The sequence below is a fragment of the Neobacillus massiliamazoniensis genome (assembly GCF_001048695.1).
In the GTDB taxonomy this organism is placed as follows: Bacteria; Bacillota; Bacilli; order Bacillales; family Cytobacillaceae; genus Neobacillus; species Neobacillus massiliamazoniensis.
Map to the genome: position 1 here is coordinate 974,767 of NZ_CVRB01000001.1, position 22,511 is coordinate 997,277.

Sequence of the window (22,511 nt, forward strand, 5' to 3'; positions counted from 1 at the left end):
ATTATTCTTTTTAAGAAAAAAATGGTACAAGACCGGATTTTATATCACATCATTATTATTCTTTTCATAGTATATTAATAAGGAAATTTTTACATCATTTGTATATTTTCTTGTAAATATTATCACAATAAAGTATGTAGGATCGGACGGAGTATGTTGTCCAAATACTAATAAGAAATACTAGCAAAATGTTTCCATTTTTAAACAATACTAAGGTGAAATGATGAGGTGATGAATTTGGGCCTACTCAACGCTTATAACCAGTGGAAAGAGACTAGATATCAAAATTACCTCTCCAATATGAAAGACCAAGGAAAATGTCCTGATTGTCAGGGCAGAGGATATACCGTTTATCCCTATAATGAATTTGCTTATTTTAATTCATTCGAATGCCCTGGCTGTCGAGGTAGTGGTATCTACACGGACTGGGAGGAAACGAGATAATCATTCTTACAATCTAATCATGGATGTCCAAAAAATATCCCTTCACTGCTTGAAATAATTTGAGAACAATGAAGGGTTTTTTTGTGTTTGTTCAGATGAGCCCATACTTTTTTGCATAAATAACGTTTTCTTCTAGTTGTGAAGATACCTTTCCTGAATGTAGGGCATTTTCATCTTTCAGTATAGCTGCTTCCACTTTCATCGATTACTTCCGGTGATAATAATTGAAAAGCGTTTTAAGCCGTAATAATTGACTGTGGCCCAAATTCTTTATTCAAATCTTGAAGTTTAACTTCTCTTTTTCTAAGATTGCCATATGTTTTGCCAATTTCAATTGCAGAAGTCAGAAAATCATATTTTGCTTTCCATAACTGATACTTTAATTTTGTCGTTTCTTTTTCTATTTCCTCGTTGTATTTCTGTTTCAAACTCTCAATCTTTGTAACGACAACATTAAGTCGTTCATTCCTAAACTTGTTGATTTCATCATCTCTTACTCAAACTGGTCAAAATTGAGGCATTTCTCCGCGGTAATAAAATATATCGGCGAATTCGAACTAAATATCTTCTAATTTTTATTTATATTTGCGAATTTTAATAGTATTGCCCCTGTTTTTCACGAATAACTTAGCTTCGTTGCAAGAAGCAACATCTTATGCGCGAATCTGAAGCATATATGCGCGAAAATTTAAATATATGCGCGAATCACAGTTCCGGAGGCTAAGCACGGGAGTTGGACAGTAATCGAAGTAGACCTGTAACCATATTTTAAAAAATTCAATAGTATTGCTTCTACCAGGATCAGTCCTTTTTGAGATATCCTCCTTATGTTTAATTCAATCCAAATAAAAAGCATAAAAAGGGGTAGTAAAGAAAAGATAATTGTAAGTCTGATTAATTTAGTTTAGGGAGTGCAAATGTAAATGACCGTTTTTGTTTACCAAACCTTCGAGGTAAAGCAAAACAAATTTAAAGAGGCAATTGATAATTTAAGGGAGATACAGAAATTTAGAAATGAAACCTATAACCAGCATGTTGAAATTCTAACACCTGTTTCAGGTGAGGATCATACCTATGCCATTCTAACAACATATGAAGGCTTAGCAGAAATGGAACTGCAAAGTAAAAAAATGTTTGATGATGAAGAATACTTAAAGCTTATTGGGGATTTCTTTCTTGAGAATATCGTACAAGGAAGTATGTACACTCAAATATATAGAACTATTAATACAAAAAAAGAAAAATAAAAATTTTTTTTAAAAAAAGACGACATTGTGATTTCCACAACGTCGTCTTTTCACAATATTAATTTTTATCTAGAAGTGATGCACCCGCAATTCCCGGTTTTGTCATTTCATAGATATTTAAGATAAGATCTAATTCCTCTTCTGTTAGAACATCGTGCTGGAGACATAGTTCTCGAACTGATTTACCGCTAGTAATCGCTTCTCTAGCAATCCGTGCCGCCACTTCATAGCCAAGGTGTGGATTTACTGCTGTAATAATTCCAACACTTTTTTCAACATTTTCCTTTAAGCGGGCTTCATTTGCTTGAATACCGGCAAGGCAATGATCGGTAAAGACGCGAAATCCGTTGTTCATTATGCTGATGGATTGAAGCAAATTAAAGACAAGTACCGGCTCCATAACGTTCAATTCAAGCTGCCCAGCTTCAGAAGCAAGACAGATGGTATGATCATTACCAATTACCTGAAAGGCAATTTGGTTTATCACTTCAGCCATAACGGGATTTACTTTTCCAGGCATGATAGAGGATCCTGGTTGACGAGCAGGAAGACTAATTTCGGCTAAGCCAACACGTGGACCAGACGCCATAAGGCGTAAATCGTTTGCAATTTTTGACATATTCATCATACAGACTTTTAATGTCGCAGAAACTTCTGTATAGGCATCCGTGTTCTGAGTAGCATCGACAAGATGATCGGCATTAATCAATGGCAGGTTGCTAATTTCTGAAAGCTGCTTTACGACATCTGTAATATACTCGGGATCAGCATTTAAGCCTGTCCCAACAGCTGTTGCCCCCATATTTACTTCATATAAATGCTTACGTGACTGTTTAATACGATCAATGTCTCGCCTTAACACCCGACTGTATGCCTCGAATTCCTGCCCTAGACGGATTGGAACAGCATCCTGAAGATGGGTACGCCCCATCTTAATGACTTTTTCAAACTCCACTGCTTTAAGTTGAAAAGTCTTATGCATATGTTCCATCGTTAAAAGTAACTTTTCCAGTAGTTTCAAGGTTGCAATATGTATCGCTGTTGGGAAAACATCGTTTGTCGATTGTGACATATTCACATGACTATTTGGACTTAAATGAATATACTCTCCCTTTTCATGTCCAAGCAATTCAAGAGCACGGTTGGCTATCACTTCATTCATATTCATATTCATTGATGTCCCTGCCCCGCCTTGGATGGGATCAACAATAAACTGGTCCTTCCACTTTCCTTCAATTATTTCATCCGCTGCTTTGCAAATAACTTCTCCAAGACCGCTATATAATCGAGTTGTATTCATATTGGCAATAGCCGCTGCTTTCTTAACCATGGCTAGTGCAGTAATTAATTCTTCATGAATACGGTATCCTGTAATTGGGAAATTTTCTACTGCACGCATTGTTTGGATCCCGTAATAAACATCAGCTGGAATCTCTTTTTCCCCTAAAAAATCATGTTCGATCCTATTGTTTGCTGTTAACATCCCAATACCACCTTTTCTGAAAACGATTTAATTCTACTTCCACACTAATAATATAACTTTTTACTCTTCATGTCTCTCTTTAAGTAAAAATATATCTAGCTGAAAGTTTTAAAAAGGTTCTGTTAAACATGTCTGTTGATTTCCGCTCCAGTCGCTCGCTTTCCGCGGGCGTTCCGGGGAGCCTCCTCTGCGCTTTAGCGCCTGCGGGGTCTCCCCTGCCCCGTACTCCCGCAGGAGTCGAGCGTCTTCCGCTCCAATCAACATATTGGCAAAATCAACAATGATCTTTAACATAGCTTTTAAAAAAGTGAACAGGATAATATCTTTTCATTCTAAGCTTTTGAAAAAATAATGATCTGCGGAATGATTATATTTTTTTAAAAATTTACCAAATAACTCAAGTTCTTCATCGGTCCAATCCTTTAATACTTCCTCGATGATAGAAAATCTTCCATGTTGGTATGATTTAAACTCTTTTTTTCCTAATTCTGTTATCTGAAGGGAATAAGCCCTTCCATCCATAGGATCAGGGATTCTGTAGACATAACCTTTGTGTTCCAATGCAGAAGCTTGTCTACTTATTGTCGAAATATCTAATCGAAATGCTTCTGCGAGCGCTTTTACCCCAAGCGGACCATCAGAAGTTATTTGATGTAATATGAGATAGGCTGATCGATCAAGATTACTGATTTTTTTACTAGAGATTGATGTAATCCGGCGAACTAGAACGGCCAGTTCGAAATCTATACTTTCAAACGCTTTTTCATCCATCGTGTATTCCCTCACTTTTTCCCCATTCTCTCTATCATCATGTTAACATAACATCAACTATTTTAAAATTTTTGTAAATCCAGGAGATAACAGTATTGACTTAACTGAAATTAGTTGTATAATACAACAATATAGTTTCATAATACAACTTATATATGCATAATATGTTAGAAACAGAATGCATGGTAATGAAATTGTGGTTCACGAGGTTCAAATGGAACACATTCAAAGGTATTCTTTTGGGATTATTCGCCTCCTAAAAAACGATTAGGCAGGCATATGACAAAAACAAGGGGGTAAAAAAGTGTCATCTTCATCAAAATTATCTGTAACTTCGCCAGCAAAAGCTGGGTCATCCTCAGGAGAAAAACAAAGTCTTTTAAAACAATCAAAGGCAGTTTGGGCCGTCTTTTTTGCAAGTATCATCGCCTTTATGGGACTCGGTCTTGTTGACCCAATTTTGCCGGCTATTGCTAAAAACCTTCAGGCTACACCTTCGCAGGTAACCTTATTATTTACCAGCTATAATGCCGTTATGGCGGTTGCAATGCTTATCACAGGTGCTATTTCGTCAAGACTTGGAATCAAATGGACATTGCTCACTGGAATTGTCATTATAGCAGTATTTTCAGCACTTGGAGGGATGTCTAACGGAATTTGGACACTCGTAGGCCTTCGTGGTGGATGGGGCCTAGGCAACTCATTGTTTGTAGCTACTGCGTTAGCAGCAATCGTTTCGTTATCCAAAAATGGAACAGCAAAAGCGATTGTCTTGTATGAAGCTGCAGTTGGTCTTGGTATTTCGGTTGGGCCGCTGATTGGCGGCTGGCTTGGCGGAATTTCATGGCGCGGCCCATTTCTAGGTGTTGCTGCATTGATGGTGGTTGCTTTTATTGGACTTATTACATTAATGCCGAAATCAGCCTCAAAGGATCCAAAAACAATTCAAAGAAAAACATCCGTACTGGACCCTTTCCGGGCCTTGAAACACCGTTCCCTTTTAGTTTTCGGTATTTCAGCCGCTCTATACAATTTTGGTTTCTTCACATTGCTCGCTTACTCACCTTTTGTTTTAGGTTTGGATGAGCATGGATTAGGTTTTGTATTCCTAGGCTGGGGAATTCTATTAGCCATTACATCTGTTTTCATGGCTCCAAAACTACAACTGCGGTTTGGTACCGTTAAATCAATGTGTGCAATGTTAACCCTTTTTGCACTGCTTCTTGTCGTAATGGGAGTCTGGACAAATATTCAATGGGTTCTAATCGTTGCGATTATCCTTGCTGGTGCTGTATTGGGCAATAACAATACATTAATTACAACGGCCGTTATGAACTCTGCTCCCGTTGAACGGGCTACTGCCTCTTCAGCATACAGCTTCCTCCGTTTTATCGGAGGAGCAATTGCACCATATTTTGCTGGTAAACTAGCTGAATGGTATAATCCCCATGTTCCATTTATTGTTGGTGCAGGATTTGTTCTACTATCCGTGCTCTTAATTTGGATCAATACTAAGCATCTTAAACATGTTGATGATGCTTTTGAAGGGCATTAATATTTGTTAGTGGGTGTCCTATAAGCGTATGAACTCTCGCTCCCTCACTATATTGCTGTTATTATGCAAAGTTCAGCAATATAGTGTAGGCTGTGGGGTCTGACATTTTGTTTGGAACATCCTCATTTTTTTAAAGGGTTCATTTAATCATTATCATTATTAAACCATTCTTCTTCCCATTCATCTTCCTCATATTCACTACACCATCTATAATTTCTCTTCTTAAATGTTAGAATATAGTTTTTCAACATTTTATACCGAAGAAGCTCTTGCTCTGGAGTTAATGCTCCTGACCATGCATATGTTTCTATTAATGAAACATAATCCTTATAGATTCGATGGTAAATTTGATCAAGACGTCTTTTTTGGGCAGGTGTAAAATGGATGTCTTTTGTACATGTTAAATCGGAATCAATAATCCTTTCCCCATTTTTTGGGGATTCTTTTTCCTCCTCAACATCTATTTTTCCATCTTCTTTATCTTTTTTGGAAAAGTCCGGTTTATCTTGTTTTATACCTTCTCGATTGTTGCTGTATTTTCCCTTCTCTTCCGCTTCTCTATTTTGTTTCAATTGTTCTGCATCAATATAAGTAGATAAAGACGAAAAACAGACGAAAAAAATGATAAACCATACTATTTTCTTTGTCATCCACTTTCTCCTCATATCTCAAGATGAAAAAAATTGCACATCAAAATGATATGCAATTTCAAAATATTAATCATCTAAATGGTCATCATCATGGTGATGATCATCACCATCATGGTGGTGGCCATCACCATGATGCCCTTCTTTTTCAACCTCTAATACTTGTCCTGTCATTGCATCAATTTCAATTTCATAGATAATTCCTGAGCTTTTTACCTTTACCTCGTAAACAGCTCTGCCGTCATCCTCTTCTAATACAACCTTTACGACCTCACCTTTTACTTTTTTCAATGCAATATTTTTTGCTTCATTCTCCGAAATACGTTTATTTCCCGGTTGCATAGGTTGAGCGGCTTTGGCAGCTCCCATATAAAAATTACTACCGAAACTAATTGGGAAAATGAACAAAAGCACTAAGATCCATTTTTTCATCTTTCATCCTCCTTTATCATTTGTTATTTTGTGTAAAAATAAGCAACTTATTCATTTTATTATTCATCTATTGAAGAAACAGACGCAGAAAATTTAGACAAGCTAGGATATCGCCGTTACGATTCTAAATCTTTATGAAAATAATAAAGTAACTTTAATTTTCTGGTTTAGGAGAGCAGGAGATGAAAAACCTATTTGGTTTACTAAGCTTATGTTTCGACAGGTTCTTTAGTCTATTCAGAAAAAGGAAACTAAATAAAGATCCGAGATATAAATATTTAAATTGGGGATTAGGTATAGATGGGCCATTTTTTTTCAGTAAAAAGTTTTCGATAGAAAATAACTCAATCACTATTTTGGGGACACAAATTACCCACGATCAGAAGTGGCCGGTAAAGTATTCAATCGTTAAATTAAGCAAGTTTGGCACTTCTATTCAATACTTTGATAGTGTAATTTTCCATGGAAATCAATCTGATAAAGAGTTCAAGCATACCTTCATAGTTCCCAGCGGTACCGATTATCAGCTGGAAGTTTTTAATTATTGCAGGTATATAACAACTGGAAAGTTTCATGTGATCCAAAATGAGGAATCTAAACATTCTAATTAGCGCCAGGATCTTAGAAAGCTTTATTTAATGATAATAATCAAATTGCCCATGTCCACTGGACAACTCAAGCATACCTTAAAAGGAGAATCACAATTATAAGGGGGGTTTGTGGAATGTTTAGTTTAACAGGAGCTGAAATCAGTCATTTTCTTTTAGCAATGGGCTGTTTGCTAGCAATGGCTCACTTATTGGGATATTTAGCGGAACGTATTTTCATCCCAAGAGTCATTGGCGAAGTTGCTGCTGGTTTGGTACTTGGTCCAACGATACTAGGGCACTTTCTTCCTGATACGTTTAAGTGGTTATTTCTAGGCTTTCCTACTGAGGATAAGTTGTTTGGGCTTCTTTATCAATTTGGATTGCTTTTGTTGATGTTTTGTTCAGGATTAAAATTCCAAACACGCTTTAATAGAGAGGATGCCAAAATCACCACCGCCTTAGTTATTGGTTCAACGATTCCTGCCTTTATCGTAGGCTGGTTTGCTGCCAACCTATTTAACATCACTCCATTAATGGGAACGGCAAATAATCCATTAGCAATAAAAATTATCATTGCAATTTCCATAGCGATTACATCGATCCCTGTTATATCAAAAATTTTTAATGATCTTGGAATTATGCATACTCGCTTTGCAAAAATTGTAGTTGCATGTGCAGGAATCCATGATGTGTTACTTTGGGTTGCTTTAGGATTTGCCACTGCCATTTCCAGCCAAGAGGGTATATTTACTATTGGTACAGCACTTAAAAGTATCGGTGTTTCCTTTGGTTTTATTATTGGAACCTTAGTCCTAGGATACCTACTATTTAAACGAATGACCATCATTAAACAAAACATTTTGTTTCGGTCTAACAATCTGGGATATTTCTTGTTTATCATGTTCATGCTTGCCTCACTCGCAGGCAACCTTCATGTTGAGACGATTTTTGGAGCACTAATTGCAGGAATTGTGGCGAAGGTTGCCCTGCCTAAAGCGGTATCTGAAAGGGTCGATCAAGGGGTATCACATCTTTCTTTTTCTTGGTTAATCCCCATTTACTTTGCAACAGTAGGATTACAATTAGACCTCGTAAGACACTTTGATCCCCTTTTCTTCCTCGCTTATTTAATGTTCGCAACCTTAACACAGACTGTAGCCGTTTATCTCACATCACGAATGGTTAAACAAGATCCATTTACAAGTTTTAACTTAGGATTAGCTATAAATGACCGGGGAGGACCAGGAATCGTGCTTTCTTCGGTAGCCTATACAGCTGGAATTATTAACCAAGAATTTTTCGCCATTCTTGTTATGCTGGCACTCGTGACATCTTGGATTCCAGGAACTTGGTTGCGGATTATTGTAAATAAAGGTTGGAGACTTATGCCCGGGGATGAAAACATGGTTCCACTTAGGAGAAATGATGAAGACAAAATTAAATCCATCAATAAAACACGATAAAGCTGGGGAAACCAGCTTTCTTTGTATTAACCTGCCTACAACTAAAAACAACGAAATTAACTAGTTTAAAATAACGATTTTTACAATTAAATCATAATACTATAAGAGTGTCCAAACACATTTCCATAAATTTCATATTTTATAATATAAAAAGTAAGGAGGTATATTAATAATGCTCAGAATTATTGATTATCAAGCAGTTGAACCAATTAGCAGAGTAAATAATAACAATCCGATCACTATTCCCCAATCTCCAAAAAAGCTGGTTTTAGCAACGATTCGTTTAATGATTCCACGAAGGGATGCACATAAAAACCGTGTTGAATTAATAGCAACAGTTGGTGTTCGGGGTATAACCGGAACATCTCAACTTTTATTTAAGATTTTCCGAGATGGAAAAGAAATTTTCAGAACCCAAGCAGGTGTTGAATCAGACCCTGCCTCGGAGGTAAACTATACCGTCACATTCCAGTCTATCGAGAGTAATCTTGGTCAGGGGACTCACACCTTTCGAGTGACGGTTGAAAATATAACGCCAGGTACTGAAGCAGCTGTCGTTGGACCCATTTCTTTTAGTGGTTTAGCGATAGCGATAGAACAAGAACGGGATCATGATAAAGACCATTCTAGAGACCGCGATAGAGAAAGCAGCTGAAATCGTAATACTAGATTTCGGACCAACAGATTTCGAGATGAAGATCGCAGAAGCTTTTAAAAAATTGGCTGTGTTAAAGGTCATTGTTGATTTTTAAAAATATGTTGATTGAAGCGGAAGGCGCGAGATCCTCGAAAATGCTATCGCATTTCCTTCGTGCGGTGTTGATTCAAGGAGGCTAATTCAACGTCCTGCGGGAGTACGGGGCAAGGGAGACCCCACAGGCGCTTAAGCGCCGAGGAGGCTCCCCGGAACGCCCGCGGATGCTCGCTTCTTGAGCGCAAATCAACAGGCAAGTTTAACACAGTCAAACATTTAACTTTTCAACCTATTTGTAAATTTTAGTACCAAAAAGGGCCTTCTGTGATGTAAATCAGAAGGCCCTAAAAATTTATGCTATTTTTACTTCTTTTGCTTTCTTTATTATAGGTTTTTTCATCACAAATGGGTACAGTACGAGTCCCACCGCAAACAATCCAATTCCTAATAAGAAGGTTTTTATATCAGATGTACCTGTCTTTACTACCCAAATAGAATAAATTAAGGCTAGAGCGGTAATGATACCATCTTTAATTCTAGATCCTTTTATTACATCATACGTTTCTCCTGTAATAATAAGCTTCAAACGATAAAGAGAAGACACCAAGTAAGGGATTAAATAGGCAAGCGTAGCTACCACGACCACGAAATTATAGGCTTGTGTTACTGAACTAGAAATAGTTGAAAATAGAAAAACTTGGGTCATGATATTAGTCAATGTCAAAGAGTTTATTGGACTCCCATTCTTATTGGTTTTAGCAAATAAAGCTGGGAACAAGTCATCCTTAGCTGCCTGATATGGAACCTCTGAACTAACCATAATCCATCCAACCGTTGAACCAAACAAGGAGATTAGAGCCAGCAATGCCATGATCATCCCGCCTTCAGATCCAACTACTTTCGTTAGCGCATCAACAAGTGGTTTTTGTGACATCTTCAACTCTGCCGCTGGAAGTGCCCCCATTGTTAAAAGAGTAATACCGATATAAATTAAGATTGATATGATTAATCCAAGAATTGTCGCCATTTTAACATCCTTTTGCGACCTTGCTCGGTTGGATAACATGACAGCTGATTCAATGCCAATAAATGCCCACAAGGTAATAATTGCTGCAGAATTGACTTGGCTCCCTAACAGAATGGATTGTCCTGTTTTATCAACAAAGGTCACGCCATTTCCAAGATTGGCATAATTAAAAATAAACAAGGTTAATACAATAAACATCGTGAAACCGAGAATCTTAGCAATTGTCGCGATGAAATTCATTTTTCCTGCACTATTATAGCTTTTTGATAAAATAGCCTGTATTCCCCATAACATGACGGTACAAACGATAAATGTAATCAATTTCCCCAATTCTAACGAAAAAGAACCAAAAGTAAGAAGGTTTTTCGTACTTTGCATAATTGGAAAAAAGGTTGATAAATATCCGGCAAATGTAATGATTACCGACGCTGTAGCAGCCCAGTTGGCTGCCCAGTATCCCCATGCCATACTATAACCGGCAACCCTTCCAGCTTTAGGGGATGAAAACATTGCTTGCGCATAGCTTTGTGGCCCAGCCTTCAATTCAGGTTTTCGAACCGATAAATCCCCAAAAACAAGTGCAATGAAGAGCACGCCTAAACCGGTTATCCCCCAAGCCACCATTGAGCCTAAAGGGCTCGATACTTGAGCTAGATTACTCGGTAGCATAAATATACCCCCGCCTACCATATTACCGACAACAAAAGTTGTTAAGATCCACAGTCCCCATTTTTTTGTTCCCATGATGCATTTCCTCTCTTATCTATCATTTCATTTCGTTCTTATATTGTTATTTCTTTGATTAGTATACTATGATATTTTAGTTTGGTAAAGTGATAAATTGATAAAATGTTAAAGTGTTAATTTACAAAACATTCACTATTTTATACATTGCAATTAAGAACAGAAAAAAACCGCACAAGTGAAAAATCACTGTGCGGCTTGTATTGGTTTACACCATTATTTTGCAAATATTATTCGTAAACTCTACCGGATCTTCAATTGGCAACCCTTCGATTAGTAGTGCTTGATTATACAACAAGTTGGTAAATAAATTTAACTTTCCTTTATCTTTTTCAAATGACTCTTTTAATGAGTGGAATACGTCGTGATGAATATTAATTTCCAATACTTTGTCTGCCTTAATATTTTGACTGTTAGGCATGGCGTTAAGTATTTTTTCCATTTCAATGGATACATCGCCGTCAGTCGAAAGGCAAACTGGATGTGTCTTTAATCTTTTTGAAGCTCTTACATCTTTAACTCTGTCTGACAAGATGTCTTTCATAAAATCAAAGAGTTCTTTACTGTCCATGTCTTCGGAAGCAGTGTCATTTTTATTTTCTTCTAAATCAATCCCTAAATCACCACTTGACACTGATTTAAACTCTTTCTCTTTGTAATTCATTAACATTCTAATTGCGAATTCATCGATATCATCAGTAAAATATAATATTTCATATCCTTTATCTGCAACTAGTTCCGTTTGCGGAAGCTTTTCAATTCTATCATATGTTTCACCAGTCGCATAATAAATATATTTTTGATCTTCAGCCATTCTCGATACATATTCGTCTAACGTAACCATTTTCTTTTCTTTGGAGGAGTAGAACATTAACAAGTCCTGCAATTCCTCTTTATGTGCTCCGAAGTCACTGTATACCCCATATTTTAATTGTCTGCCAAAGGATTTATAGAAGCCTTCGTATTTTTCTCTTTCATTTTTTACCAAACTTTGCAATTCACTCTTTATTTTCTTTCCAATGTTTTTGGCGATTAACTTCAATTGGCGGTCATGCTGTAAAATTTCTCTTGAAATATTGAGCGACAAGTCTTCTGAATCAACCATACCTTTGACAAAACTAAAATAGTCAGGTAAAAGGTCTGAACATCTGTTCATGATTAATACACCATTAGAATAAAGCTCTAGTCCCTTTTCATATTCAGGTGAATAAAAATCAAACGGGATATTCTCCGGAATATATAAAATGGCATTATATCTCACAGCTCCATCCACACTAATATGGATATGTTTGATAGGCTTGTCAAATCCGTAATGCTTTTCCGAATAAAAATTCTCATAGTCTTCTGGTGTCAGCTCATTTTTATTCTTTCTCCATATTGGAACCATGCTATTGATAGTTTGTTCTTCTAGAACATTTTCATATTCATTTTCGCTGCCTTCTTTCAGCTTACTGTCTGTGACATCCATTTTAATTGGGTAGCGAATAAAATCGGAATATTTTTTAATGATTGCTTTTAAACGATATTCGTCCAAATACTCGTCATAATTTTCATCCTCAGTATTCTCTTTGATTGTTAGGATGATCTCTGTACCAACGGAATCTTTTTCGCATGGCGTAATCGTGTACCCATCAACACCCTTTGATTCCCACTTATAAGCCTCATGGCTGTTTAAAGCCTTGCTAACTACTGTCACAACATCTGCTATCATAAAGGCAGAATAAAATCCAACCCCAAATTGGCCAATAATATCATGACCATCCTTGAGTTCATTTTCAGTTTTGAAAGCTAATGAACCACTTTTGGCAATCGTACCAAGGTTTGTTTCAAGTTCTTCCTTTGTCATTCCTATTCCGGTGTCAAGAATCTTTAATGTTCTGTTTTCTTTGTCTGCGACTATTTTTATGTAGTATTGGTCCTTATCAAAGATTAGAGTATCGTCCGATAAGGTTTTGTAATAAATTTTATCAATCGCATCACTCGCATTTGAAATTAACTCTCTTAAAAAAATCTCTTTATGCGTATAAATCGAGTTAATCATCATTTCCAAAAGTCTTTTCGATTCTGCCTGAAACTGTTTCGTTTCCATTTATCAATTTCTCCTTTCAAATTGAATCTGCCAAAACGTCTGCAAACTATTAGCACTCTCGAACTTCGAGTGCTAACATTATTTTTAATACCATATAATTTTTATTTCGTCAATATCCTTAGAAGGTAAGTAACGTTCAACTATTTATCGTTGGCGAATCCATTTCAGTAGCCCCTATTCAATTTTCAAAAACAAAAACCGCACAAGTGAATAAATCACTGAGCGGTTTTTGTTTTTTATACGATTCTTTTAAGAATACGTATACATTTAGCTTTTTGAAAAGCAATATTCGAAGAATGTGGAGAAAATGGTAGCACGAAGAATCTGAAAGAAGAAAAAGGTTAGAAGGTATAGAGACCTTTAAAGGTTAAACTCCTGAAAATTTTAGGAACCATATTCATTCCGCTGCTAACTAAAAAATTGAACTAGCAAGACAATTACACCAATTACCACTGCAACCCAACCTAAAACCTTTTGCGGACTACCTAAAGTGATTAGTCCAAGAATGATACCGATGGCACCTAACCAGACAGGGGCAACAAAAAAGCCGACTACACCAACAACAATTGCTATCCAACCAAGTATTTTACCTGTCAAATCGCTCATTTGTAACAGCTCCTTTCTAAATATTATAAAGTTGTTAACTTTACATTAACATATTATGCTAGGTTCAATAAGAATACCACTCCTTTAAGTAAGAACGTTTATAGAGTACTTTACTTATTTTTTCAGGCTGTGTTAAACTTGCCTGTTGATTTGCGCTCAAGAAGCGAGCATCCACGGGCGTTCCGGGGAGCCTCCTCGGCGCTTAAGCGCCTGTGGGGTCTCCCCTTGCCCCGTACTCCCGCAGGACGTTGAATTAGCATCCTTGAATCAACACCGCACGAAGGAAATGCGATAGCATTTTCGAGGATCTCGCGCCTTCCGCCCCAATCAACATAGTTTCAAAAATCAACAATGACCTTTAACACAGCCTTTTTTTAAGATAAAAAATAACAACAAATAAGGCTAATACACCTTTTTTGTTGTTATGGATAAGAAATTCCTCATTTTTTTTGTAACATTAACGTGTAAGAGGTAAAGTAACCTCTATTTTCGTTCCATTATTTTCGCTTGAGATATGAATGGTACCGTTATGTTTTTCAATAATTTTCATACTAATCATAAGGCCAAGCCCAGTTCCCTTTTCTTTTGTTGTAAAGAATGGCTGGCCAATCCGTTGTAAATTCTCTTCTGTTATTCCACAACCCTGGTCGATAAAGCGAATCTGCATTTGATTGGATTCGGTTGTATCTACCTCTACAGTAATCTTTCCACCATTATGCATTGCTTCAATGGAATTCTTGAGAATGTTAATAAAAACCTGTTTTAATTGATTTTCATCACATAATAATGTTTGTAAATTGGATAAATAGGTAATTTCTACTTCAATATTGTTCATTATAGCTTGCGTATCAATTAACGCTTTGACTTGATCAAAGATTTGCTTGATATTCTTTTTTTCAAATTTAAGTGCATGGGGCTTTGATAAAATTAATAATTCACCAAGAATTAGTTCAATTCTGTTCATTTCAGAATTTATAATATCAAAATACGTTTTTTGGGTGTCCTGCTCAGCTTCTATTAGTTGTAGAAAACCTTTAATTGCTGTCAGTGGATTTCTTATTTCATGGGCAATCCCAGCCGCAAGTTGACCAGCAACAGATAGCTTTTCAGATTGTAGAAGCAATGCCTCTGTCCTTTTCTTTTCAGTAACATCCCTTATTACACTAATAATTTCAGACACGACATTTTGATCATTTAAGATTGGCTTACAAAGCGCTTCCACCCAAATGTAATGGCCATTACAATGTTTCAAACGGAAAGTAATTCGCCCATTACCATGACCTGAACTAACAATCTCTTTATTATTTTCATAGTCATTGAGGTCATCAAGATGGATTAATTCCTTAACCGATTTCCCAATTAACTCGTCCGGAGTAAACCCAATTATCTCCTTTGAGTAAGAAGAAACGTAAAGAAATTCCCCATTAGGAGTAGACTTGGTAATTAAATCCAAGGAATTTTCCATAAGAAGCTGATAAAGCGCTTCATTTTCTCTTAACTTTTTTCGTTTTTGTTTTATTTCAGTAATATCTTTTGCAATCCCATAAACCCCAACAATATCATCGTTTATGACAATAGGATAATTAGTAATATTTAAATCCCGAAGCTCACCTATTTTTTGAATGATTTGACAATCAAAATTTTGCAGTTTTCCTTCTAAAGATTTGTAAAAAAGGGAAAGTGCTCTATCAAGATGCTCCAATGTCATTACTTTCATATAAGTCAGTTTTGAAAATTCCATCGAAGGGTAACCAAATAGGATCTCACAAGCTGGATTTAAGGGAATAAAATAACCATCTAAATCCATTGCATAAATTGCGTCTGAATCACATGCAAACAGGGATTTATAATGTTGCAGGCTATCCTTTAAAAGTTTGTCCAACAACATTCGTTTTTTTCTTTTGATAGTATAAGTAGAACTATTCAACTCAATATAAGTTTCTTTCATATGTCCTCAATTCCTTGCTATCAACTTCTCATTCTCTTATCTATATTAATATTAAATCAAATCTGATAAATTTCCAATAAATTCTTAAAATTGTCGAAAAAACTTATCCAAAATCAATTTCTATATTACAGATTTCAATCAGCGAAATCAATTTCAAAATATAATTAATCGTCAGTTTTATACTTTTCCTTATGTAAAAAAGAAAAAGCGCACTTAGCGCTTGTTAGTTTCCTTTATGGTATGTGCTTAAGTCTGTATTATCTTTTCCATATTGATGACCCTTTTCCGAACTCTCTCTCATTTTCTTATCCTTCCATTGATCGTAAGTCATTCCATAAGAACCCTCATCATTTAAGTATTTAATATAATCAAAGCCTAACGGATGTATCACATAATCCACCTCCCATGTTTATTATATATGTATGCGCTTTCAATGTTTTTACCAATAAAAAAACGCCCCATTTGAATGAGAAAGTTCCCAAGATTTCAATAATAATTAAGATTGGTTTTTTACATTTTCGAGCGAAAAAAATGAATTTTTCTTGATTTTTTTCAAATTTATGTTAATCTAATTATAATTTTTATAATATTCGTTATTTTCTGAATTGTTATCTTGAATTTTTTATTGGAGTTGATTAAATGTATAATTCTGAAAGCGATGTCGTTAAAACAAATTTTTGTCAAAGCTGTGGAAGGATGACCCATTCCTACGAGGAGACAGATTTTAGCAAAAAGACAGGAATTGCCTATGTCATTTTAGGCTGGTTTTTCTTTGCCGTCTCACTCCTTTTTATTCCAATCCTATTTGGGGCAGTAGCATTTTGCATGGGATTTTTAACTTATAGTGCGAGGAGCAAAACCCACGGTGTAATCTTAATGTTTTTTGCTGCAATGGGGTTGTTGCTTGGTTCAATGTTTAGCTTTATAGTGGCGGGAACGATGTTTATTTAACACAAAAAACCCTAAGGGAAACCAATAATTGGTTCTTGCCCTTAGGGTTTTTACTTTTTGAAAGTTATTCTCCAGATACAGCTTTTCTATTCATTGCACTGTTTAAATAATTGGCCTTCTTAAAAGCCATTCCCATTGCAGCTAAAAGTAAAATACCAGTTACAACAAATACAACTTTTACTGGGAAAGTTCCTCCAATATAGCCGCCAATCATTGGACCTATCATTCCGCCTATTTGGTTGGCGGTTTGGTTTAACCCAAAAGCTCTTCCACGAAAATCATCCGCAGTCGACTTCACAACAAGGCCATTTAAAGCTGGGTAAACTGCACAGAAAAATATTCCATAAATAAAGCGAATAATCGAGAATCCCCAAATATGGTTGAATAAAATTTGAACCAATGTTCCAATCCCGCCGCCCATTAACCCTACGGCTAGAACTTTCTGAAATCCTACCTTGTCTGCCTTCTTCCCCCAGTACGGTGCAAATAATGCACTGGCAATTCCCGGGAGTGAGAAAACAATACCAGCTAAAAATGAAGCTTTATCGGCAGAACCACCCAATTTTACAATATATAACGGAAGAACAGGTTCAATCGTCATGACAGAACAGCTTGTTATCATTGCTAATACAAGGACCAGCATTAAGGAACGATTTGTCCATGCCACTCTAAAATCATTTCTAATAGAGCCACGCTCTTTACTTGGAGTAAAATTTTCCTCTTTCACCCAAATAATAACCAAAATGGTTGCTATGCAAACGATAATTCCTGCACAGGCAAACGCCCATCTATTTCCTACAAGATCAGCAATTCCCCCTCCAAGTAATGGTCCAATGATCCCTCCTGAAGCTGAAGCAGTAGAGATCATGGACAAGGCATATCCAACTTTATCATTTGGAGTGTTTGTTCCAATCAAAGCGATAGATCCAGGGATAAATCCACTTAATAATCCTTGCAGGATCCGTAATACTAAAATCTGATAAGGATTCGTGACAAATGCCATTAGTGTATAAATTATAAAAAGAACAAAACCAGCCCGAATAATCATTGGCTTTCTTCCATATTGATCTGCTACCCTTCCCCAAAATGGTGCAGATATTGCCCCTGCAAAAAAAGCGGCGCTAAATAACAATCCTGACCACATTTCCGTATGTTGGTGGACACCAATTTTTATTAGAAAAAGAGGCAAAAAAGGGATTACCATAGAAAAACTTGCGGATGTAAAAAAAACACCAATCCAAAGCACCAATAAATTTCGTTTCCATACCATCATACTTTTCTCTCTCCAAAGGTATCATCAGCCTTTTAACCAATGATTATATTATTAATTGACATCATAACATAGAGTTAATTTATTTTCATTCTCGAAATATTAGTTATATAAAGTAATTTATCCCCTTTTCCAAAATGACCATAATTCAAACTAGCCCGCAAGCCCCCGCCTTCAGGCGTGGGGATAGGGCATTTTTTATCAAAAGTAGTTGATTAGATTTAGTTATATGGTATAATTTAACTATGAAAAGTTATATGAAGTACAAGTCAAATAACAATGTCGTTTATTCCTGCAAGTATCATATTGTATGGTGTTCAAAGTATCGGAGGAATGTTTTAGTTGAAGGAGTAGATGATAGACTCGAATCTATTCTTTTTGAAGTAGCCAATGGGGTGAAAGCGGAGATTATCGAATTAGAAGTCATGCCCGACCACGTTCAACTTTTAGTCGAGGTAGACCCTCAATTTGGTATCAACAAATTGGTTCGCCATTTAAAAGGGGTTTCTTCCCGTATTCTTCGCAAAGAATTTCCTTGGCTAAAAAGCCGTATTCCTTCTCTTTGGACAAACAGTTATTTTGTTTCCACCGTTGGTGGAACTACTTTGGATGTAGTGAAACAATACATTGAAAATCAGAAAGGAGTTTAAAAGGATATGTCAGAAGAAGAAAAACGAGAATCCACCCCTACTTTTACCGCTACGATTCGCTTAAAAACCCCTCCTAAACAAGTAAAACATCTTCTGATGCTATCCGATTGTGCAAGGCAATTGTATAATGCTTGTTTAGGAGAAGGGATAAAACGACTTCACCGCCTTCAACACACGACCCTCTACCGAGAAACAGTTCAACTCCCTAAAACAAAGAAGTTTAAAGCCCAGCGGTGTTATCAATTTAAATTTTTAAATGAAACCTTTGGATTTAAAGATTCGGCTATACAATCTTTTGGAATTAAAACGAAGAATGATTCAAAGTTTATAGTCGAACATCTTGGTACGCATGTTTGCCAAAAAATAGCGACAAGAGCGTGGGAAGAAAAGCCCCGAGTATGTTTGTCAAAATGTTAAAGCGGAAAATGATGGCTTATGGCGGAACCGTACAGGAATTTTTCACTTACTCTACCAAACTATCTCAAACCTGTTTATGTGGAACAATAAAGAAAAAGCGATTGAAGGACAGATGGCATGACTGTGAATGCGGAATCCAGGCCCAACGAGATTTGTTTAGTGCTTTTTTAGCTAAACACGTTACCAAGTCCCATAAGTTATCGTTAAAAGAAGCCAACAAGGATTGGGATAAAATCAAACCCTTGTTAGAAACTTGCGTCAGTGATTTAAAAGAAATGAAGAAAGAACGGAAATTAATTTCTACGTTTGGAGTCTAAAATAATGAACAACGGTGTAGACACGCTCCGTGGGTCAATAAGCTGTGAGATGGAAGGAAATCCAACCACACGAACGAAGTTCGTCAGAACGGTTTCGACCTAAAAAGTTTCATTTGGCAAAGGTGATGCCAAGCCTCTTTCTTTTCGCATTAGGTTTGGAGAGCCAAAGTTGGTATGAAATAGAACCCCCTGCCTTCAGGCATGGGGAGTGTCAGAGTTATCTCATATAGGAGTAAAATATTGCATATAATCAAGCTATAGTTAAATCAAAAGATGTAATGGAGGAATTATGAGAAGTAAAAAGAAAAGTAAATGGAAAGTTATTGGTTACAGTCTTTTAGGATTGTTTATTGTTATAGTGGCTGCAATTGGATTTGAATACTATCAGCTTCAGCCACACACTCACTTTAAAAACGTACCTGTTGTTGCTGGGAATGCTGATAAGACAAAACAGCAAAGCAACTCAAAACAGCAAAGCAACACGAATGCTCCTGAATTTAATATTTTACTCATGGGATCAGATGCAAGACCAGGTGAAACGATTGGGCATTCCGACACCATGATGTTGATGCATGTTGATTTAGGGAAAAATCAAATAAACGCCGTAAGCATACCGCGTGATACACGTGTTCATTTAGATGGTTATGGGTATACAAAGTTAACAAGTGCCCAGTATATTTTACAGGCAGATAAAGGGCCTAAGGAAGGAATCAAAGAAGCAGTAAAAGTAATTAGTGACTTTACAGGAGTTCCGATTAATTATTATGTAGAAACCAATTTCGAAGGCCTTCAAGGAGCGGTCGATGCACTTGGTGGTATCGAAATGTATGTACCAACGGATGTAACAATCAATAATCAAGTGATTTATCCCGGTACGCACCACTTTGACGGTCAAATGGTATTAGCTCTTGCCCGGGAGCGCCATTCGCTTGCAAATGGGGATTATGGAAGGCAGCAGGAACAATTAGAGGCTTTAAAGGGGATTGCCAAAGCGGCAATAAGCCCTAGTAACATTACCAAACTACCTTCACTTGTCAATTCCTTATCAAAATATATAATTGATACGAATATGTCAACGTCGGATATGGCAAGTTTAGGTCTTGCATTGAAAGACTTTGATGCTAACAAACAATTACATTACGAACAACTCCCAGGAACTGACAAAAGTATGTACGATGATATTCTCAAAGCCAATAATGATGAAATCATCATTGATCCGGATCAAATGAAAAGTATCATAGATAAAAATTTTCAGAACTAAGAGGCTTCTAGTTTCAATCTATAAAAAGACGTAACATTTAGATATACTTTCATGTCTAAATGTTACGTCTTTTATATTACTCGTTATACACCACTTAGAATCATTCGGGTGCTGGGCTCGAATGTAACTTTGTTTTGTCTTTTGTTCTAAATGTGATATTAAAATTTCAAATTCTGCTTTTGATTAAGGTAATCGTTTAGAAGACCAAACCATATTTCATAACCGGTATCGTTAGGGTGGAGACCATCAAAAAGAGTATCTTTAAGTTCTAAATTTTTTTCTTTCAATTTGCTTTGATACCCATTAAATATATCTACATATTCCCAATTATTAGAAGTAATAAGGGCGCTTGATTGTTTCACATATTCATCATAAGTTATACCGGTTTTATTTTTTCCAATTGTCTTAGTACTTGGATTTGGAGACTGTATGATTATTCTTGTGTTTGGTAATGATTTTTTAATTGTAGTAACACTCTCACTAATATTGTTTAATGTTTTTTTCACGGGAACATTTTGCTCATAGTCACTCAAAAGAGCCGTCTCAAATATAACTAAGTCAGGTTTTTGAGAAATCAGTAAATCAACTTTATTATCTGTAATTAGTTTCTCAGTTGAATACGCAATAAAGCCATCGTTATTAATGGTTAAATTTTGCACATTTCGTTGAAGAAGGTCTTTATTTAAATTACTTTTCAATCTGCCTCCCCAGGAATTTTCAACCTTACTTGCTCCTGTTCCTTCAGTTGCGCTACTTCCTAATAGGGATATGGTAACAGATCCATTTTTTAAATAAACATATTGCAAATAATCGATAACTGACAATGGCTTTCCATCAGGAGTTAACGATTTAATTTTATTTTGTTTTTCCATTTCTTTTTCTTTTTCCAAGTCTTTTTGGTAAGCAATTTTGCTTGCTTTTGCTTTAGTTGAAATTTTATTGTTATAGGATTTATTGCCTATTATTAAAACACTGATAAAACATATCGCCAAACCTGTTACTAAAATCTTACCCTTCAAAATATATACCCTCCTAGAAAATAGCAATATATTAAAATAATACTACTTTTTCAAGAGGATTTCGACATGACTTTTGAATAATTAAGTAAATGGTACCATTAATTACATGATCGTTGTGTTAATTGGGACCATTCCTCTTTAAATAATTAGCTTTCAGGTAATATTTATCCTAAATAATTCGTTTTTACCAATTATGTAGTCATATACCAATCATTCATTATAAATAAACTCAACAATAGCGAATTCATATAATCCCGATATCGATTCAACAGTTCAATAAAAGCCTCATGGATAAGCATTTTAATAAATACAAAAATAGGTACTAAACTAGTCCCAAAAAACTGAATTTACATAGACTGATAATGGTTATAGACAAATATTAAAGGAGGATATTTATGGATAATAGACAATGGGGTAATCCTTATTATGGTGGAGGTATGGGTATGGGATGTCCCCCGCCCCCTCAATACTGTCCACCTCAAGTGTTACCAACTCAATACGATCCACCACTCTTTTCACCAACGCAGCAATATGTAAAACCAGTTCTTTCCAACGAAGTAGTAACACATATTCACCCGTCACATACCACTACAGTCAACCAACACATGATTCATCATAAACACTATTTTCCGCACACAGAATCCTGTGTAAATGAATGCTGTGAAACACATACGATGTGCGGCATGCCAGTCAACCCTTGTTGTCCACAAATGCCATTTGGTTACTAGCCATTAGCCCCCCATAAGGGAGAAGATTGTTAGCACATTCTAAACAATTTCATATACTATAAAAGTTCCTTGATACATCTTCTCCTTAGGTACCCTTTGGGTACCTTTTTAATCTGATTACGGTCACCAAGAGCTCTTTGGTGACCTATTTTCTGTTT

23 protein-coding genes are annotated in these 22,511 nt (G+C 36.1%); 11 read left to right on the top strand and 12 right to left on the bottom strand.

The features are described 5' to 3' along the window. Positions 1-680: 680 nt before the first annotated feature. Positions 681-872 carry a hypothetical protein gene (locus BN1082_RS04700; protein WP_090631570.1) on the bottom strand — a complete coding sequence of 64 codons (192 nt, stop codon included), beginning with the start codon at positions 870-872 and terminating at the stop codon, positions 681-683. A 495-nt stretch (positions 873-1,367) separates the two neighbouring features. On the opposite strand from BN1082_RS04700, the gene BN1082_RS04705 reads away from it, so the two are divergent. Continuing rightward, positions 1,368-1,691 carry a hypothetical protein gene (locus tag BN1082_RS04705; RefSeq protein ID WP_090631573.1) on the top strand — a complete coding sequence of 108 codons (324 nt, stop codon included), beginning with the start codon at positions 1,368-1,370 and terminating at the stop codon, positions 1,689-1,691. Between the two features lie 58 nt (positions 1,692-1,749). On the opposite strand, the gene aspA is transcribed toward BN1082_RS04705, so the two are convergent. Then, complete coding sequence (gene aspA, locus BN1082_RS04710; protein ID WP_090631575.1) at positions 1,750-3,174, bottom strand: aspartate ammonia-lyase; 1,425 nt, start codon at positions 3,172-3,174, stop codon at positions 1,750-1,752. A 327-nt stretch (positions 3,175-3,501) separates the two neighbouring features. Continuing rightward, entirely contained in the window at positions 3,502-3,945 is a 444-nt protein-coding gene (locus BN1082_RS04715) for a MarR family winged helix-turn-helix transcriptional regulator (RefSeq protein ID WP_090631580.1), read from the bottom strand. Positions 3,946-4,249: 304 nt separating this feature from the next. On the opposite strand from BN1082_RS04715, the gene BN1082_RS04720 reads away from it, so the two are divergent. Next, the gene (locus BN1082_RS04720; RefSeq protein ID WP_090631582.1) at positions 4,250-5,500 is read left to right on the top strand and encodes an MFS transporter; all 1,251 of its coding nucleotides are present in this window, start codon (positions 4,250-4,252) and stop codon (positions 5,498-5,500) included. Positions 5,501-5,643: 143 nt separating this feature from the next. Here BN1082_RS04720 and BN1082_RS27305 read toward each other — a convergent pair whose 3' ends face one another. Both BN1082_RS27305 and BN1082_RS04730 read right to left on the bottom strand, forming a co-directional pair. Next, positions 5,644-6,150, bottom strand: coding sequence for a hypothetical protein (locus tag BN1082_RS27305; protein WP_176699649.1), 507 nt, complete (start codon positions 6,148-6,150; stop codon positions 5,644-5,646). A 66-nt stretch (positions 6,151-6,216) separates the two neighbouring features. Then, entirely contained in the window at positions 6,217-6,579 is a 363-nt protein-coding gene (locus tag BN1082_RS04730) for a PepSY domain-containing protein (protein WP_090631585.1), read from the bottom strand. A 182-nt stretch (positions 6,580-6,761) separates the two neighbouring features. Here BN1082_RS04730 and BN1082_RS04735 point away from each other — a divergent pair, with 182 nt between their 5' ends. The 3 genes from BN1082_RS04735 (at position 6,762) to BN1082_RS04745 (ending at position 9,287) form a co-directional block, all read left to right on the top strand. Next, the gene (locus tag BN1082_RS04735; RefSeq protein WP_090631587.1) at positions 6,762-7,190 is read left to right on the top strand and encodes a hypothetical protein; all 429 of its coding nucleotides are present in this window, start codon (positions 6,762-6,764) and stop codon (positions 7,188-7,190) included. Between the two features lie 113 nt (positions 7,191-7,303). Beyond that, on the top strand, positions 7,304-8,632 hold the full coding sequence (locus BN1082_RS04740; RefSeq protein WP_090631589.1) for a cation:proton antiporter: 1,329 nt from the start codon (positions 7,304-7,306) through the stop codon (positions 8,630-8,632). A 172-nt stretch (positions 8,633-8,804) separates the two neighbouring features. Further along, on the top strand, positions 8,805-9,287 hold the full coding sequence (locus BN1082_RS04745) for an exosporium protein C (RefSeq protein WP_090631591.1): 483 nt from the start codon (positions 8,805-8,807) through the stop codon (positions 9,285-9,287). A gap of 391 nt (positions 9,288-9,678) precedes the next feature. Here the strand turns inward: BN1082_RS04745 and BN1082_RS04750 are convergent, their stop codons facing one another. From BN1082_RS04750 to BN1082_RS27310, 5 genes are all read right to left on the bottom strand, one after another. Next, a complete protein-coding gene (locus tag BN1082_RS04750) occupies positions 9,679-11,097 on the bottom strand; it encodes an amino acid permease (protein WP_090631594.1) in 1,419 nt (472 codons plus the stop codon). Positions 11,098-11,305: 208 nt separating this feature from the next. Further along, entirely contained in the window at positions 11,306-13,186 is a 1,881-nt protein-coding gene (gene htpG, locus BN1082_RS04755; RefSeq protein ID WP_090631596.1) for a molecular chaperone HtpG, read from the bottom strand. 408 nt (positions 13,187-13,594) lie between these two features. Further along, entirely contained in the window at positions 13,595-13,792 is a 198-nt protein-coding gene (locus BN1082_RS04760) for a C4-dicarboxylate ABC transporter (RefSeq protein WP_090631598.1), read from the bottom strand. A gap of 457 nt (positions 13,793-14,249) precedes the next feature. Continuing rightward, positions 14,250-15,674, bottom strand: a complete 1,425-nt coding sequence (locus BN1082_RS04765; protein WP_176699650.1) for a PAS domain-containing sensor histidine kinase — start codon at positions 15,672-15,674, stop codon at positions 14,250-14,252. A gap of 289 nt (positions 15,675-15,963) precedes the next feature. Continuing rightward, complete coding sequence (locus tag BN1082_RS27310) at positions 15,964-16,131, bottom strand: hypothetical protein (RefSeq protein WP_176699651.1); 168 nt, start codon at positions 16,129-16,131, stop codon at positions 15,964-15,966. A 248-nt stretch (positions 16,132-16,379) separates the two neighbouring features. Between BN1082_RS27310 and BN1082_RS04770 the strand changes: the two genes are divergently transcribed. Further along, complete coding sequence (locus tag BN1082_RS04770) at positions 16,380-16,691, top strand: hypothetical protein (protein ID WP_090631604.1); 312 nt, start codon at positions 16,380-16,382, stop codon at positions 16,689-16,691. A 64-nt stretch (positions 16,692-16,755) separates the two neighbouring features. On the opposite strand, the gene BN1082_RS04775 is transcribed toward BN1082_RS04770, so the two are convergent. After that, a complete protein-coding gene (locus tag BN1082_RS04775; RefSeq protein WP_090631606.1) occupies positions 16,756-17,964 on the bottom strand; it encodes an MFS transporter in 1,209 nt (402 codons plus the stop codon). Positions 17,965-18,218: 254 nt separating this feature from the next. On the opposite strand from BN1082_RS04775, the gene tnpA reads away from it, so the two are divergent. From tnpA to BN1082_RS04795, 4 genes are all read left to right on the top strand, one after another. Next, on the top strand, positions 18,219-18,611 hold the full coding sequence (gene tnpA / locus BN1082_RS04780; protein WP_141650819.1) for an IS200/IS605 family transposase: 393 nt from the start codon (positions 18,219-18,221) through the stop codon (positions 18,609-18,611). A gap of 6 nt (positions 18,612-18,617) precedes the next feature. Continuing rightward, positions 18,618-19,028, top strand: coding sequence for a hypothetical protein (locus BN1082_RS04785; protein ID WP_090631611.1), 411 nt, complete (start codon positions 18,618-18,620; stop codon positions 19,026-19,028). Continuing rightward, on the top strand, positions 19,022-19,345 hold the full coding sequence (locus tag BN1082_RS04790) for a zinc ribbon domain-containing protein (protein WP_176699652.1): 324 nt from the start codon (positions 19,022-19,024) through the stop codon (positions 19,343-19,345). Before BN1082_RS04785 ends, BN1082_RS04790 begins: the two co-directional genes overlap by 7 nt. Positions 19,346-19,634: 289 nt before the next feature. Next, complete coding sequence (locus BN1082_RS04795) at positions 19,635-20,606, top strand: LCP family protein (protein WP_090631617.1); 972 nt, start codon at positions 19,635-19,637, stop codon at positions 20,604-20,606. A 158-nt stretch (positions 20,607-20,764) separates the two neighbouring features. Here BN1082_RS04795 and BN1082_RS04800 read toward each other — a convergent pair whose 3' ends face one another. Next, positions 20,765-21,625, bottom strand: a complete 861-nt coding sequence (locus BN1082_RS04800) for an SGNH/GDSL hydrolase family protein (protein ID WP_090631619.1) — start codon at positions 21,623-21,625, stop codon at positions 20,765-20,767. A gap of 395 nt (positions 21,626-22,020) precedes the next feature. Between BN1082_RS04800 and BN1082_RS04805 the strand changes: the two genes are divergently transcribed. Further along, positions 22,021-22,353 (top strand): CotD family spore coat protein, encoded by a 333-nt coding sequence (locus BN1082_RS04805; protein WP_425412107.1) that lies wholly within the window; start codon positions 22,021-22,023, stop codon positions 22,351-22,353. Positions 22,354-22,511: the final 158 nt, after the last annotated feature.

Coding starts and splice junctions, on each gene's coding strand:
- BN1082_RS04705 (WP_090631573.1), top strand. CDS start 1,368: ATGACCGTTTTTGTTTACCAAACCTTCGAGGTAAAGCAAAACAAATTT.
- aspA (WP_090631575.1), bottom strand. CDS start 3,174: ATGTTAACAGCAAACAATAGGATCGAACATGATTTTTTAGGGGAAAAA.
- BN1082_RS04715 (WP_090631580.1), bottom strand. CDS start 3,945: ATGGATGAAAAAGCGTTTGAAAGTATAGATTTCGAACTGGCCGTTCTA.
- BN1082_RS27305 (WP_176699649.1), bottom strand. CDS start 6,150: ATGACAAAGAAAATAGTATGGTTTATCATTTTTTTCGTCTGTTTTTCG.
- BN1082_RS04730 (WP_090631585.1), bottom strand. CDS start 6,579: ATGAAAAAATGGATCTTAGTGCTTTTGTTCATTTTCCCAATTAGTTTC.
- BN1082_RS04735 (WP_090631587.1), top strand. CDS start 6,762: ATGAAAAACCTATTTGGTTTACTAAGCTTATGTTTCGACAGGTTCTTT.
- BN1082_RS04740 (WP_090631589.1), top strand. CDS start 7,304: ATGTTTAGTTTAACAGGAGCTGAAATCAGTCATTTTCTTTTAGCAATG.
- BN1082_RS04745 (WP_090631591.1), top strand. CDS start 8,805: ATGCTCAGAATTATTGATTATCAAGCAGTTGAACCAATTAGCAGAGTA.
- BN1082_RS04750 (WP_090631594.1), bottom strand. CDS start 11,097: ATGGGAACAAAAAAATGGGGACTGTGGATCTTAACAACTTTTGTTGTC.
- htpG (WP_090631596.1), bottom strand. CDS start 13,186: ATGGAAACGAAACAGTTTCAGGCAGAATCGAAAAGACTTTTGGAAATG.
- BN1082_RS04760 (WP_090631598.1), bottom strand. CDS start 13,792: ATGAGCGATTTGACAGGTAAAATACTTGGTTGGATAGCAATTGTTGTT.
- BN1082_RS04770 (WP_090631604.1), top strand. CDS start 16,380: ATGTATAATTCTGAAAGCGATGTCGTTAAAACAAATTTTTGTCAAAGC.
- BN1082_RS04775 (WP_090631606.1), bottom strand. CDS start 17,964: ATGATGGTATGGAAACGAAATTTATTGGTGCTTTGGATTGGTGTTTTT.
- tnpA (WP_141650819.1), top strand. CDS start 18,219: ATGAAGTACAAGTCAAATAACAATGTCGTTTATTCCTGCAAGTATCAT.
- BN1082_RS04785 (WP_090631611.1), top strand. CDS start 18,618: ATGTCAGAAGAAGAAAAACGAGAATCCACCCCTACTTTTACCGCTACG.
- BN1082_RS04790 (WP_176699652.1), top strand. CDS start 19,022: ATGTTAAAGCGGAAAATGATGGCTTATGGCGGAACCGTACAGGAATTT.
- BN1082_RS04795 (WP_090631617.1), top strand. CDS start 19,635: ATGAGAAGTAAAAAGAAAAGTAAATGGAAAGTTATTGGTTACAGTCTT.
- BN1082_RS04805 (WP_425412107.1), top strand. CDS start 22,021: ATGGATAATAGACAATGGGGTAATCCTTATTATGGTGGAGGTATGGGT.